The sequence below is a fragment of the Rhodococcus sp. NPDC059179 genome, assembly GCF_042754885.1.
In the GTDB taxonomy this organism is placed as follows: Bacteria; Actinomycetota; Actinomycetes; order Mycobacteriales; family Mycobacteriaceae; genus Rhodococcus_G.
The window spans coordinates 301,660-316,334 of sequence record NZ_JBHZBV010000004.1; the positions used below are offsets into that span (position 1 = coordinate 301,660).

Annotated in this window: 11 protein-coding genes; 4 read left to right on the forward strand and 7 right to left on the reverse strand. The window is 69.3% G+C overall.

The genetic code is table 11. The features are described from left to right. Positions 1-39: 39 nt before the first annotated feature. Positions 40-651 (reverse strand): DsbA family protein, encoded by a 612-nt coding sequence (locus ACFXMV_RS11955; RefSeq protein ID WP_378501313.1) that lies wholly within the window; start codon positions 649-651, stop codon positions 40-42. 214 nt (positions 652-865) lie between these two features. On the opposite strand from ACFXMV_RS11955, the gene ACFXMV_RS11960 reads away from it, so the two are divergent. Both ACFXMV_RS11960 and pepN read left to right on the forward strand, forming a co-directional pair. Next, on the forward strand, positions 866-2,101 hold the full coding sequence (locus ACFXMV_RS11960) for an NAD(P)/FAD-dependent oxidoreductase (protein WP_378501314.1): 1,236 nt from the start codon (positions 866-868) through the stop codon (positions 2,099-2,101). 84 nt (positions 2,102-2,185) lie between these two features. Beyond that, complete coding sequence (gene pepN, locus ACFXMV_RS11965; RefSeq protein ID WP_378503655.1) at positions 2,186-4,762, forward strand: aminopeptidase N; 2,577 nt, start codon at positions 2,186-2,188, stop codon at positions 4,760-4,762. A gap of 100 nt (positions 4,763-4,862) precedes the next feature. Here pepN and ACFXMV_RS11970 read toward each other — a convergent pair whose 3' ends face one another. The 3 genes from ACFXMV_RS11970 to ACFXMV_RS11980 form a co-directional block, all read right to left on the reverse strand. Then, positions 4,863-5,333: a DUF5130 domain-containing protein gene (locus tag ACFXMV_RS11970; RefSeq protein WP_378498505.1), complete on the reverse strand. Its 471-nt coding sequence runs from the start codon at positions 5,331-5,333 to the stop codon at positions 4,863-4,865. Beyond that, a complete protein-coding gene (locus tag ACFXMV_RS11975; protein ID WP_378498506.1) occupies positions 5,320-5,577 on the reverse strand; it encodes a hypothetical protein in 258 nt (85 codons plus the stop codon). Before ACFXMV_RS11975 ends, ACFXMV_RS11970 begins: the two co-directional genes overlap by 14 nt. A 93-nt stretch (positions 5,578-5,670) precedes the next feature. Further along, positions 5,671-6,333, reverse strand: a complete 663-nt coding sequence (locus ACFXMV_RS11980) for an HNH endonuclease (RefSeq protein ID WP_378498507.1) — start codon at positions 6,331-6,333, stop codon at positions 5,671-5,673. A 153-nt stretch (positions 6,334-6,486) separates the two neighbouring features. Between ACFXMV_RS11980 and ACFXMV_RS11985 the strand changes: the two genes are divergently transcribed. Continuing rightward, a complete protein-coding gene (locus ACFXMV_RS11985) occupies positions 6,487-6,882 on the forward strand; it encodes a globin (RefSeq protein ID WP_378498508.1) in 396 nt (131 codons plus the stop codon). Positions 6,883-6,949: 67 nt separating this feature from the next. After that, positions 6,950-8,539 (forward strand): glycoside hydrolase family 13 protein, encoded by a 1,590-nt coding sequence (locus tag ACFXMV_RS11990; RefSeq protein WP_378498509.1) that lies wholly within the window; start codon positions 6,950-6,952, stop codon positions 8,537-8,539. 12 nt (positions 8,540-8,551) lie between these two features. Here the strand turns inward: ACFXMV_RS11990 and ACFXMV_RS11995 are convergent, their stop codons facing one another. Genes ACFXMV_RS11995 through ACFXMV_RS12005 form a run of 3 tightly spaced genes read right to left on the reverse strand, consistent with a single transcriptional unit; the run spans position 8,552 to position 14,611 of the window. Further along, a complete protein-coding gene (locus tag ACFXMV_RS11995) occupies positions 8,552-9,238 on the reverse strand; it encodes a hypothetical protein (protein ID WP_378498510.1) in 687 nt (228 codons plus the stop codon). Then, positions 9,231-9,683: an acyl-CoA thioesterase gene (locus ACFXMV_RS12000; protein WP_378498511.1), complete on the reverse strand. Its 453-nt coding sequence runs from the start codon at positions 9,681-9,683 to the stop codon at positions 9,231-9,233. The genes ACFXMV_RS11995 and ACFXMV_RS12000 overlap by 8 nt, the downstream gene beginning before the upstream one ends. Before the next feature lie 17 nt (positions 9,684-9,700). Continuing rightward, the gene (locus tag ACFXMV_RS12005) at positions 9,701-14,611 is read right to left on the reverse strand and encodes an NAD-glutamate dehydrogenase (protein WP_378498512.1); all 4,911 of its coding nucleotides are present in this window, start codon (positions 14,609-14,611) and stop codon (positions 9,701-9,703) included. Between the last annotated feature and the right edge of the window lie 64 nt (positions 14,612-14,675).

Sequence of the window (14,675 nt, forward strand, 5' to 3'; positions counted from 1 at the left end):
GGTCCAGGGACCCGTCAACCGCGCACGGGCGCGGAGCGCCTACTCGAAGGAGGGGTCCTCGGTGCGGGTGCGCTTGAGCTCGAAGAAGTGCGGGTATGAGGCCAGCGCCACGGTGCCGTCCCACACCCTGCCCGCGTCCTCGCCGCGCGGGATGCGCGAGAGCACCGGCCCGAAGAAGGCGACGCCGTTGACGTGGATGGTCGGGGTGCCGACATCGTCGCCGACCGCGTCCATCCCGGCCTTGTGGCTCGCCCGCAACGCCTCGTCGTGGACGTCGGTATCGGCGGCGGAGGCCAGGTCGGCGGGCAGGCCCACCTCGGCCAGCGCCTCGGCGATGACGACGGTGAAGTCCTTGTTGCCCTGCTCGTGGATCCGGGTGCCCATCGCCGTGTAGAGCGGCAGCAGCACCTCGTCGCCGTGCTCGCCGGCCGCGGCGATCGCGACCCGCACCGGCCCCCAGGCCTTCTCCATCATCGCCCGGTACTCCTCGGGCAGCTCTCGACCCTCGTTGAGCACCGCAAGGCTCATCACGTGGAAGTTTGCCTCGATGTCGCGGACCTTCTCGACCTCGAGGATCCAGCGCGAGGTGATCCAACACCACGGGCAGAGCGGGTCGAACCAAAAGTCGGCGGTATCCCTGGATTCGCTCACGGGCTGCTCCCCTGTCTGTTCTCGTCGCGGCTCACGACGCGCTCGTCACGAAATCGACCCGTCACCGCGGGTCCACTCGTACACAACCACCAACCGCGCCGAATCCTTCCCGGCCGAGAACCCGCCTGCCGGCCGACCGTCGGCAGTACTGTCGAGGGCAGCGACATCAGGACCTGTTACGTCACAACGCAGCGTCACAACGGAGCGTGAAGACATGTCACCGAACCGTAGATTCGTGATCGTCGGCGGCGGACTCGCCGGAGCCAAGACCGCGGAAGCCCTGCGCGAGAAGGACTTCGACGGCTCCATCGTCCTGCTCAGCGGCGAAGACCACCTGCCATACGAGCGACCACCGCTTTCCAAGGAACACGTCGCGGGCAAGAAGTCGCTCGCCGACTTCACCGTGCACCACGGGGACTGGTACCGCGACCACCACATCGATCTGCGGCTCGGCACCGCCGTCACCGCGCTCGACCGCGAGGCGCACCAGGTGCAGCTGCCCGACGGCTCGACTCTCGGCTACGACAAACTCGCACTCGCGACCGGGTCGCGCTCGCGCCGGCCACCGATCCCGGGCTCGGACGCCGCCGGGGTGCACTACCTGCGCACCATCGAGGAGTCCGACGCCCTGATCGGCGCGCTGGTGGAGGGTTCGCGCCTGGTCGTGATCGGCGCAGGCTGGATCGGGCTGGAGGTCGCCGCCCAGGCCCGCGAGCGCGGGGTGGTGGTCACCGTCATCGAGGCCGCGGCGCTGCCGCTGCTCGGCCCCCTGGGCCCCGAGATGGGCACCGTGTTCGCGGAACTGCACCGCGAGCACGGCGTCGACCTGCACTTCGACGCCACGGTGGAGGCGATCACCACCGACGGCGGCCGCGCGACCGGGGTCCTGCTGGCGACCGGCGACGTGCTGCCGGCCGATGCCGTGCTGGTCGCGGTCGGCGCGCAGCCGAACGTCGAACTCGCCGAACAGGCGGGCCTCGCGGTGGACGGCGGGGTGCTCGTCGACGCCTCCCTTGCCACGAGCGACCCCGACATCGTCGCGGTCGGCGACGTCGCGGCTGTGCAGCATCCGGTGCTGGGCACCAGGATTCGGGTCGAGCACTGGGCGAACACCCTCAACCAGCCGGCCACCGCCGCGGCGACGATGCTCGGCAGGGCCGCCCAGTACGCCAACCTGCCCTACTTCTTCACCGACCAGTACGACCTGGGGATGGAGTACGTCGGGCACGCACCGGCAGGCGGCTACGACCGTCTCGTCGTGCGCGGCGACGTGACCCGACGCGAGTTCGTCGCGTTCTGGCTGGGCGCGGACAACCGGGTGCTGGCCGGGATGAACGTGAACATCTGGGACGTCACCGACGACGTCAAGGCGCTGATCGCGTCGGGATCCCCGGTGGATCCCGGCCTGCTCGCGGACCCCGCCGTCGCGCTCACCGACGTCACCGCCTGAGCCGTCGGGGGCACTCGTGATGGGATGGTCCCGAACAGGATTGTCCCGACACACATCTGTCCCCAATCACGAGGAGCGTCCGACGTGGCCCCACCGAACCTGACCCGCGAGCAGGCAGCACAGCGGTCCGAGCTGTTGAGCGTCGACAACTACCGCATCGAGCTGGATCTGACCGACGGCGGCGGCAGGCCCGGGGAGCGCACCTTCGCCTCCCGCACCACGGTCACCTTCGGCGCGACGCCGGGCGGCACCACCTTCATCGACCTGATCGCGGCGGGCATCCGCAGCGCCACCCTCAACGGCGCCGCCCTCGATGTGTCCGGATACGACGAGTCCACCGGGATCGCGCTGACCGACCTGGCCGAGCGCAACGAGCTCGTCGTCGAGGCGGACTGCGAATACTCGCACACCGGCGAGGGCCTGCACCGCTTCGTCGATCCCGCCGACGGGTCCGTCTACCTCTACTCGCAGTTCGAGACCGCCGACGCCAAGCGGATGTTCGCGTGCTTCGACCAGCCCGACCTCAAGGCCACCTTCGACGTGACCGTCACCGCCCCGACCGACTGGCAGGTCGTGTCGAACTCCGCCGTCGTCGAAACCCTCGCCGCCACACCGGGACTGCACCAGTTCCGCACCACCCCGAGGATGAGCACCTACCTCGTCGCGCTGATCGCCGGGCCGTACGCGCGGTGGACCGACGCCTACACCGACGAGCACGGCCACATCCCGCTCGGCATCTACTGCCGCGCGTCGCTCGCCGAGCACATGGACGCCGAGCGGCTGTTCACCGAGACCAAGCAGGGCTTCGGCTTCTACCACCGCAACTTCGAGGTGCCCTACGCCTTCGGCAAGTACGACCAGCTGTTCGTGCCCGAATTCAACGCGGGCGCAATGGAGAACGCGGGTGCCGTGACCTTCCTCGAGGACTACGTGTTCCGGTCCAAGGTCACCCGGGCATCGTACGAGCGCCGCGCCGAGACGGTCCTGCACGAGATGGCGCACATGTGGTTCGGCGACCTCGTCACCATGACGTGGTGGGACGACCTGTGGCTCAACGAGTCCTTCGCGACCTTCGCCTCGGTGCTGTGCCAGTCGGAGGCCACCGAGTACGTCAACGCCTGGACCACCTTCGCGAACGCGGAGAAGTCGTGGGCGTACCGGCAGGACCAGCTGCCCTCGACGCACCCGATCGCCGCCGACATCCCGGACCTCGCCGCGGTCGAGGTGAACTTCGACGGGATCACCTACGCCAAGGGCGCCAGCGTGCTCAAGCAGCTCGTCGCGTACGTCGGGCTCGACCCGTTCCTGGCGGGCCTGCGCGCCTACTTCAAGGAGCACGCGTTCGGCAACGCCACCTTCGACGACCTGCTCGCCGCGCTGGAGCGCTCCTCCGGCCGGGACCTGTCCGACTGGGGCGCGCAGTGGCTCAAGACCACCGGGCTGAACACCCTCAGCCCGGAGTTCACCGTCGCCGAGGACGGCACCTTCTCGTCCTTCGCTGTGCTGCAGGGCGGCGCCGCCCCCGGCGCGGGCGAGCACCGGGTGCACCGACTCGCGGTCGGCATCTACGACGACGTCGACGGCAGGCTTGTGCGCACCGAGCGGATCGAGCTGGACGTCGACGGCCCGCGGACCGAGGTGCCCGAGCTGGTCGGGGTCGGCCGCGGCAAGCTGGTGCTCGTCAACGACGACGACCTCACCTACTGCTCGGTGCGGCTCGACCCGGACTCGCTGGCCGTGCTGATCGAGCGCATCGGCGACATCGCCGAGCCACTGCCCCGCACGTTGGCCTGGTCGGCGGCATGGGAGATGGCCCGGCAGGCCGAGCTCAAGGCCAGGGACTTCGTCGCGCTGGTGCAGCGTGGCGTCGGCGCGGAGACCGAGGTCGGTGTCGCGTTGCGGCTGCTGATGCAGGCGCACACCGCTCTCGGCAGCTATGCGGAACCCGGCTGGGCGAACGAGACCGGTTGGCCCGGCTTCGCGAACCGGCTGCTCGAGCTGGCCAGGGAGGCCGAGCCGGGTTCGGACCACCAGCTGGCCTTCGTCAACTCGCTGACCGGCGCGCGCCTGCAGGCCTGGCACACCGAGGTGTTGCAGGAGCTGCTCGACGCCGATCCGGCAACCGTCGGGCTGCCGGGGCTGGTGGTCGACACCGACCTGCGCTGGCGGTTGGTGCAGGCGCTGGCGGCCGCAGGTGAGGTCGACTCGGACGGGCCCGAGACGCCGTTCATCGACGCGGAGGCGGAGCGGGACCCGACCGCGGCAGGCGTGCGGCAGGCGGCGGCCGCGCGGGCGGCGCGGCCGCAGGCAGCGGTCAAGGAGCAGGTGTGGGCGACCGTGGTCGGCGACGACTCCGTCCCGAACATCACCGCCCGCGCGATCATCGCCGGATTTGCGCCCACCGGCCAGGGCGAGCTACTCGAGCCGTACGTGGCCCGCTACTTCGCCGACATCTCGGGCGTCTGGGCCCGCCGGTCCAGCGAGGTCGCGCAGACCGTGGTCGTCGGGCTGTACCCGGCCTGGTCGATCTCGGAGGCGTCGGTCGCGGCGGCCGACGACTTCCTGGCAGGCGACCATCCGCCCGCGCTGCGCCGGCTCGTGGTCGAGGGCAAGGCCGGGATCGTGCGCTCGCTGAGGGCCCGCGCCTTCGACGCCGGCTGACCTCCAACGCAAGTGACCCAATGTCACATTGGTTCAGCTGAGCTGAATCAATGTGACATTGGGTCACCGGGGGTTGAGCAGGAGTGCGTGCCGTGGGTTGTCAGCGCACCGCGATGGCCGCGCTCATCACGCGGATCGCACTGACCAGTCCGTCGATGAGGTCGGCGTCCCCGAACGACGACACCGCGGCGGTCACGCCGAGCTGCGCGACGCGGTCGGTGACCCGGTGGGCCACCTTGCGTCCGGAGCGGATCTCGACGGAGCGCTGGTTCGGCGAGACCGCGATCAGCACCGACCGCTCTGACTCGGGGGTCTTCGGGAACAGCGCGTCGGCGCCTGCTGCGGTGTCCTCGCCGAGATCACCGATGTAGGCGTTGAAGCGCACCTTGGTGGCCCTGGTCGCGTCGGTCAACGCGTCATCCAGCGACACCAGCTCGTCCACGCTGAACGGCAGGTCATCGAAGGGATCGCCGATGCGGTGCACGCCGGAGACGCGCCCGCTGGCGGTCACCACCGAACCCACAGGGAGCTCTGCCTCGATCACCGCCGGGAAACGGTTACCACCTGCCACTTGCCGAACCTCCGATCAGATCTGCGGATCCGGACTCGATGGCCGCGTGCGCGCCGTGATGACCGACGGTCACCTCGTCGACCGCGGACCACAGAACCGGCTTGTGGGTCCATTCCTCGTCCAGCGAGTAGTGCGAGGGCGTCGTGCCTGCCACCGGCTTGGCCAGGTAGCACAGCCCCGCGATGATCGCCGTGATGAGCGCAGGGATCCCTACGAAGATCAGCGATGTCTCAAGAATGCTCACGTCCCAAACCGTAGCCCAGTGCGCGACAAACCGTGTCATGACCCGAGGCAAAGCCCGAGAAGGTGCCGTGGGGGCCACCTCGAGATCGGACGTTTACGCAGCACCCTCGCCGAGATAGCGCAGCCACACCGGGTCGAGCTCCTTGGTGCTCGCCAGCAGCCGCCAGTGCTGCCCCTTGGGCGGCACCAGCGCGGCCCGCAACGTCCAGCCCAGCTCGCTGAGGAGTTTGTCGGCCTTGCGGTGATTGCAGGGCGCGCAGCAGGCCACGCAGTTCTCCCAGGAGTGCCCGCCGCCTCGGCTACGCGGGATCACATGGTCAACGGTCTCGGCCTTGTCGCCGCAGTAGGCACACCGGAAACGGTCACGGTGCATCAGCGCGGCCCTGGTCATCGGGATCCGGGCCCGATAGGGCACCCGCACGTAGTTGCGCAGCCGGATCACGGAGGGGACCTGCACCGACCAGCCCGCGGAATGGATGACCTGCCCGAGCGGGTCCTCGTGGACGGCGCTGGCCTTCTCACAGACCAGCAGCACGACGGCCCGCCGGACGGGGAGCGCGGTGAGCGGCTCATAGGTGGCGTTCAGAAGCAGCACCCGGCGCTTCACCCAGGCGGGCACCGCGTCGTCCTCACCTGGGGTCGAGGGTCTGAGGCCCTCGTCTAGCACTTGCAGCGAAGAAGCCCCCGATCCCCGCGGGGCGCGGGCATCAGTGGGCTGGAGTTGTCGGTGCGCTCGGGCGCTGTGCGAGTTCTTCATGCGACCTCCGGGAAGATTGCTCCCAAGTTGACCACGGATGACCTGCTCGCGCACGTCCATTTCGCACAAAGATGCAGGACATTCGGTGAACAACCGGTGACAACGACGGTGCGTCGACGTCACGGCGCGAGTACGGGCACAATGGACGCCGACATGACTGATGCCGAAGTGAGCTTCTACGAAGCGGTGGGCGGAGCCGAGACGTTCCGCAAACTCACCGCGCGGTTCTACGAGGAAGTGGCGAAGGACGAGATCGTCCGACCGCTCTACCCCGAGGAGGACCTCGGACCGGCCGAACGCCGCATGCGAATGTTCCTCGAGCAGTACTGGGGCGGCCCGCGAACCTACTCCGATGAGCGCGGACATCCCCGGCTCCGGCTTCGGCACCAGCCGTTCCGGATCGGTCCGCTCGAGCGCGACGCCTGGCTGCGCTGCATGCACATCGCGATCGCCTCGATCGACGACGTCACCCTCGACGACGCCCATCGCCGCGCGCTCATCGACTACATGGACATGGCCGCCGCCTCGATGGTGAACTCCCCGGTCTGATCGACGCGACCTGGCACATCGCGCTCGAAGTCGTGATGGCCGGTGTGGTTTGGCACTATGTGTCCCTGTGACCACTGACGAGACCGTGCCGGAGACGACCGATCCCTGGTGGACGAACGCGGTGTTCTACCAGATCTATCCGCGTTCCTTCTCCGACTCGACCGGCGACGGCGTCGGTGACCTGGGCGGGGTCCGCGACCGGCTCGGCTACCTCGAACTGCTCGGTGTCGACGCGATCTGGCTGAGCCCGGTGATGCGCTCGCCGATGGCCGACCACGGCTACGACGTCTCCGATCCGCGCGACATCGATCCACTGTTCGGCGACCTCGAGGTGATGGACGCACTGATCGCGCAGGCGCACGCGCGGCGGATCAAGGTCACCATGGACCTGGTGCCGAACCACACCAGTGTCGAGCATCCGTGGTTCGCGGCCGCGCTGGCGGCCGAGCCGGGCAGCGCCGAACGCGATCGCTACCACTTCCGTGACGGCCTGGGCGAGGACGGCTCCGAGCCGCCGAACAACTGGCCGAGCATCTTCGGTGGGTCCGCCTGGACCAGGGTCACCGAGCCGGACGGCTCCCCCGGCCAGTGGTACCTGCACATATTCGCGCCCGAGCAGCCGGACCTGAACTGGGAGAACCAGGAGGTCGCCGACGACCTCGCCACCACGCTGCGGTTCTGGTTGGACCGCGGGGTCGACGGTTTCCGCATCGACGTCGCGCACGGCATGGCCAAGCCCGAGGGGCTGCCGGACTACGACTGGGAATCCAATCGGCTCCTGCACAATGACGACAACGATCCGCGTTTCAACAACCCGGGCGTGCACGAGATCCACCGCGGCCTGCGCAAGGTGATGAACGAGTACCCCGGCACGGTGGCCGTCGGCGAGATCTGGGTGCGCGACAACGAGCGGTTCGGCGAGTACATCCGGCCCGACGAGCTGCACCTTGGCTTCAACTTCCGGCTCGCCGAGGCCGAGTTCGGCGCCGACAGCCTGCGCGAGGCCATCGAGAACTCGCTCGGCGCGGTGGCCGCGGTCGGCGGCACCCCCACCTGGACGCTGTCCAACCACGACGTCGCCCGGGAGGTCACCCGGTATGGCGGCGGCGAAACCGGACTGGCCAGGGCGCGCGCGATGGCCGTCGTCGAATTCGCATTGCCCGGAGCCGTCTTCATCTACAACGGCGCCGAACTCGGCCTGCCGAACGTCGAACTTCCCGACGAGGTACTGCAGGATCCGGTCTGGGAGCGTTCGGGGCACACCGAGCGTGGACGTGACGGCTGCCGCGTCCCGGTGCCGTGGGAGGGCTCGGCCCCGCCGTTCGGCTTCAGCTCCGCGGAGTCGTCGTGGCTGCCGATGCCGCCCGAATGGGCCGATCGCACCGTGGAGGCGCAGATCGAGGACGTGACGTCCATGCTGTCGCTTTATCGGTCCGCGCTCGAGCTGCGGGCCCAGCGACCGGAGTTCTCCGGCAACGAGATCGATTGGTATGGAAGCCCTTCCGGCTGCCTCGCGTTCCGCAGGCGGGGCGGGCTGGTCTGCGCGCTGAACGCCACGGACGCACCCATCCCGCTGCCGCCGGGGGAACTGCTGCTGTCCAGCGCCCCGCTGGTGAACGGGGAACTGCCCCCGAACGCGGCGGCCTGGTTGGTCTGACCGCAGCCGGGTTCAGCGGCGCACGGTCAGTCCGATCTCCCCGCCGCGCCGGGCGAACACCGAGCCGAAGCGCGCGTCCAGGCGCAGCCAGGTCTTGGTCGCGCGCACCCGCACCATCTCCGCCGCGTCGATGCGGTCCAGGTCGACCTCCGCGGTCATCGGGTCCGAACCGACCTGCGGGACGAATCCCATTGCGGCCAGAGCGAACACGGTCCGCATGCTGACCACGACGTGCTCGCCGCCGCCGTCAACCGCGAGCACCTCCTGCGCGAGCAGCGAGGCGGGTGGGCCCTTCGGCCCGCCGTGCTCCTTGGCGAGTGTCGCACCCTGCTGCGCCAGCCCGATCAGCACCCGGGCTGGCACGTCGTCGACGTGGGTGAAGCCCGCCTCCGGCGGCAGCGCACCCCGCCACGCCGAGTCCATCGAGAAACCGGGGTCGATCTCGGCGCCCTCGGCCGCCGTCACGCCGCGCAGCAGGACGTCCGCCGCGGCGGAGGTGTCGTCCGGGCTGATCCGGCCCGAGACCACCCGCGCGGCCAGCGCATCGAATCCCGTCGGGACGAAGGCCACCAGCTGCCCACCGTCCCGCTGCCTCATCCGGACGATCACCGCCTCGTCGAGCCGGATCGCCCTCGCGAGGAACGTCGCGAGGTTCTCCCGTTCGCCCGCGTCGGGAATGCTCAGCATCCGCTCATGCACGCTTGAAGGTCTCCAGGTACTCGCGCTCGGGCGTCGTGAGCCGCCGGAGCCGCTGGGTATCGATGTCGAAGGCGGCGATCTGGGTGGACGCCACGATGGCCGGGGTCGACGCCGGGTCAGCATTGCCTGCCCGAACCTCGTAGCCGATCGTGAAGTCGACCGCACGGACCGCCTCGATCCACATGAGCACGTCCAGCGGGCCGTCGTCGTGCCGCAACTGGCCGCGGTAGCGCACGTGCAGGTCGGCGATCACCGCACCGTCCCGGAGGGTCACCGTCGGCCTGCCGTCCTCGAACAGCCACGGGATCCGCGCCTCCTCGAGGAGGGTGACCATCCTGGCATGGTTGATGTGCTGGAAGACGTCCATGTCCGACCAGCGCACGCCGACCTTCGTGTGGAAGCCGACCGCAGCCCCGGTCACCGACTCTGCCGTCTCGACGCTCAACTTCGTTTTCCTTCCGATCAGGTGCCGGCTCCGCGCACCATGCTGCGAACCTGACGCGCCGCCACCGAGAGCGTCGCAAGGTCCAGCGTCCCAGACTCCACGATCTCGCCGAGCGCTGCCCTTGCCCTACTGAGCCGCGACGAGTTCGTCGACTCCCAGTCCACGATCTTCTCCTCGGCCGTCTCGTCGGGTTCTCCGCCTGCCAGCACGTCGAGGGTGAGCGAGCGCAACGAGCTGTACAGGTCGTCGCGCAGCGCGAGTCTGGCCAGCGAATGCCACCGGTCGCCGCGCTCGAGTCCCGATATGGCGGTGAGGAATCCGTCGATGCCGAGGCGCTCGTCGAGCGCATAGTAAAGCGCACCGACCTCGTCGAGCTCGCGATCGCTGATGTCCGAGATGTCGATGATGTCGAGTGCCGGGAACCCGTCGAGCAACCCGTACACCCGGCGGGCGAGGTCGTGGGGGCAGCCGCGTTCGACCACGTGCGCCATTCGGGTGGTGAGGTAGGTGACGTGGTGTTCGCGCAGCCAGCTCGGGATCTGCGGGGTCACCGTGCGGACCCGAGAGGCGTACCTGTTGATCTCCGCACCCACCGCGACCGGCTGCGGGCGGTTCGAGAGCAACCACCGCGCCGCGCGGTCGAGCATCCGGCGCGACTCCAGCATCAGCTCGTCGGCCACCGCCGCATCGACGGGGGCGTCGCGGATGTCGCTCCACACCGTGCGCAGGTCGAAGATCTCGGTCGCCGCGGTGAAGGCCCTGATCGAATCGGTGCTGCTGGCGCCCGCCTCCTCGGCGAGCCGGTAGGCGAAGCTGATCCCGCCGAAGTCGATGGCCTCGTTGGCCAGGATGGTGGCCACGATCTGGCGGCGCAGCCGGTGCGACTTGATCAGGCCGGCGAACCGATCGCGCAACGGCCGCGGGAAGTACCTGGGCAGCCGCACCGCGTAGGTGTCGCTGTCGGGCAGCTCACTGGCCAGCAGATCGTCCTTCAGCGCGAGCTTGACGTGGGCGAGCAGGGTGGCCAGTTCCGGCGAGGTGAGGCCGAGACCGACCTGTTGGCGCGCCTCGATCTCGGCCGGCGCCGGCAGCGCCTCGAGGTCCCGGTCCAGCCCGCGACGCGACTCGAGGTCGGCCAACTGACGCGCGTGCACCCCGAGCATCGCCGGGGCGTCGGCCCTGGATGTGCCCATCAGCTCGTTCTGGTCGATGTTGTCGCGCAGCACCAGACGCGACACCTCGTCCGTCATCGACGCGAGCAGGTCGTTGCGCTCGGCCCGCGGCAGGGCGCCGCCGCTGACGGCGGTGTCCAGCAGGATCTTGATGTTGACCTCGTGGTCGGAACAGTCGACGCCCGCCGAGTTGTCGACGGCGTCGGTGTTGATCCGGCCACCCGCCAGGTCGTACTCGATCCGGCCCCTCGAGGTCACCCCGAGGTTGCCGCCCTCGCCGATCACCCTGGCGCGCACCTCCTTTCCGTCGACCCGAACCGAGTCGTTGGACTTGTCCCCGACCTCCGCGTGGCTCTCCGTGGCGGCCTTGATGTAGGTGCCGATCCCCCCGTTCCAGAGCAGGTCGACCGGCGCACGCAGGATCGCCCGGACCAGTTCCGGCGGCGACAACTCGGTGACGTCCTCGCCAAGACCGAGCGCCGCCCGCGCCTGCCCGGCCAGCGGCACCGACTTGCGCGAGCGGTCCCACACCCCGCCGCCAGCACTGATGAGCGTCGGGTCGTAGTCGGCCCACGAGGACCGCGGCAGCGCGAAGAGCCGCCTGCGCTCGAGGAAGGAACGTGCGGCGTCCGGGTCCGGGTCGAGGAAGATGTGCCGGTGGTCGAAGGCCGCGACCAGCCTGATGTGCGGGCTGAGCAGCATCCCGTTCCCGAACACGTCGCCGCTCATGTCGCCGATGCCCGCGACGGTGAAGTCCTCCGCCTGGGTGTCGATGCCCATCTCCCGGAAGTGCCGCCGGACGCTCACCCAGGCACCCTTGGCCGTGATGCCCATTTCCTTGTGGTCGTAGCCGACCGAGCCGCCGGACGCGAACGCGTCACCGAGCCAGAAATCGTACTGCGCCGCCACATCATTGGCGATGTCGGAGAACTGGGCGGTGCCCTTGTCCGCGGCCACGACGAGGTAGGTGTCGTCGCCGTCGCGGCGCACCACCCGCGCCGGTGGCAGCACCGCGCCGCTCGCGGGGTCGACGTTGTCGGTGACGTCGAGCAGGCCGGAGATGAACAACCGGTAGCAGGCCTGCCCCTCCGCCGTGAGCGCCTGCCGGTCGACCGCCGGGTCCCCCGTCGGCGCGGGCGCCCGCTTGACCACGAATCCGCCCTTCGCACCGACCGGCACGATCACCGCGTTCTTCACCGCCTGTGCCTTCACCAGGCCGAGGATCTCGGTCCGGAAGTCCTCCCGACGGTCGGACCAGCGGAGCCCGCCACGGGCCACAGGACCGAACCGCAGGTGCACCCCCTCGACCCGCGGCGAATAGGCGAACACCTCGAAACGCGGGCGCGGCCTTGGCAGTTCGGCTATCTGCTGCGAGTTGACCTTGAACACCAGGATGTCGCGGGGATTACCCGACTCGTCGGTCACGTAGAAGTTCGTCCGCAGCGTGGCCAGGATGAGCCCCAGCATGCCGCGCAGGATGCGATCCGCGTCGAGGCTGATCACCTCGTTGATCCGGCCGCGCAGCTCGACCGCGAGCTCCTCCGCGCGCGGCGCCGATGCCAGCTCGGGATCGAAGATCGACCGGAACAACTCGACCAGTAGCCTGGTCGTCTGACCGTGCTCGAGCAACACGCCCTCGATGTGGAACTGGCTGTACGGAAACCCCGCCTGCCGCAGGTATTTCGAGTACGCCCGGAGCACGGTGGCCTGCCGCCACTCCAGCCCGGCGCGCAGCACCAACTCGTTGAATCGGTCGGGCTCGGACCGGTCGTGCCAGACCGCGGTGAAGGCATCGGTGAATCGGCGTTGCAGGGCGAGCGCCTGGGTGGATTCGATCATCCGGTCGGCCTCGTCCAGCTCGGAGTCCAGGTTCTCGCCCACCGTCGCGTCGACCAGCTCGGGCGCAGCGGACAGCCCGAAATCGTAGATCCAGCACGGCAGTACGTCCGGGCGGACGACTCGGTACGGCCGTTCGTCGAGCACCTCGACGCCGAGGCTCTGCAGCACCGGCAGCACCTGGCTGAGCGAGACGCCCGCACCGCTGATGTACAGGGTGAAGCGCCACTGACCCGGCCGGGCTGCCTTGTGCCGGTACAGCTTCAGATCGATCTCGCCGGCCGTCAGGGCCTCCAGCCGGGCGATGTCCCTGACCGCTTGCTGAGCGCCGAAGTCCTGTTTGTACGCCTCGGGAAAGGCCGCCGCGAAGCGCTGCGCGGTCACGGAGGTCACCGACGGCTCCGCCGCCACGGCATCGAGAAGGTCGTCCTCCCACGCCCTGGTCGCCTCCGCCAACATCGACTCGATCCGCTCCCTGCCGCCGGCCGAGACCTCCATCGACGTCGGGGCCGCGGTCGCACCCTTACGGATGGTGAAATGAACCATCGCAAGATCCGACTCGGTCACCCGTGCGCTGTATTCCAGTGTGCTCCCGCCCAATTCGCGCAGCAGGATCGACTGCATCGCCAGGCGGACCCGCGTGGTGTAGCGGTCGCGAGGCAGGTAGACGAGCGCGGATGTGAAGCCACCGAAACGGTCGTCACGCAGGAACAGTCGCACCTGCCTGCGCAGGCCGATGGCGAGCACGGCGGTGATGGTGTCGAAAAGGGTGTCGGTGTCGCTGGAGAAGAGCTCGGTGCGCGGGAAGGACTGAATGACCTCGAGCATCCGCTGGCCGGAGAACGAATCGAGCTCGAATCCGGCCCGCTCGATGACGGAGCGCGCCCGGCGCCCGATCACCGGGATGTCGAGAACGTTCTCGTGCAGCGCGGTCACCGTGAACACACCGACGAACCGGTGCTCGCCGGTGATCGCCCCGTCACCGTCGACGCTGGTGACGGAGACGAAGAACGGATACACCGACCGGTGCACGGTGGCCGGCGCAGGCCCCTGTGCGAGCAGCAGGAGGGGTCGGTCGACACTGAATTCGGGTGCGGGCAGATCGATTCGGTGGTCGGTCACGGAGGCCGCGCCGAGCACCCCCAGCCCACTCTCTGCCGCGATGTGGGCCAGCGGGCGACCGTGTTCACCCGGATCCCGGAACTCGTACCGTCGGTAGCCCAATGTGGTGAAGTGTCCCTCGGACATCCACCGCAGCAGCGCGGCCGTATCCCGGATGTCCAGCGCCCGGTACCCGCGGGGTTCGCTGTCCGCCAGCGCGTCGAGCTGGTCGGCGAGCGCCAGCTGGCGGTCGCGCATCGCGTCCGCGTCGGCCATCACCTGCCGCACGTCGAACAGCACGTTCCGGACCGCCGTCTCGACCCGGTCGAACAGACCAGGGTCGGTTCTCGGATGCAGCTGTACGTGCATCCAGGACTCGGTGACCGCCCCCTCGCCTGGCGCCGTGCCGTTGGCGACAACGTCGAGGAGGCCGCCGTCCCGGTCCCGCCGGACCTGGAGGATCGGATGGATCAGCTCGGTGACCGTCACGCCCAGGCGGGAGAGCAGCGCCATGACCGACTCGACGAGCAGCGGCATGTCGTCGGTGACGATCTGCACCGCGGGCTCGCCAGGTCGAGGCTCCAGGACCCGCGACACCGAGTGTCCGGCGGTGCGCCGCAACGCCAGTTCGAGGTGTCGATCGAGCACCGTCAGGGCGTCCGCGCGCAGGCGACCCTGCGACCACGCCCAGTCGATGTTCCGGAAGTACGCCGCGCGGACCTCGTCGATGTGGGAGGCGAGGTCCGCGGGCAGGCCCGCCCCGGTCCCTGTGTCGAAGCGATCAGCCCCGTCATCCAAGCGATCGGCAGGTTCGGTCATCTCGCGGCCCACTCCCCTGGTCGAAGTGACGTGCACGTTCGAGCCTAACCGCGGGGAGCGGGTC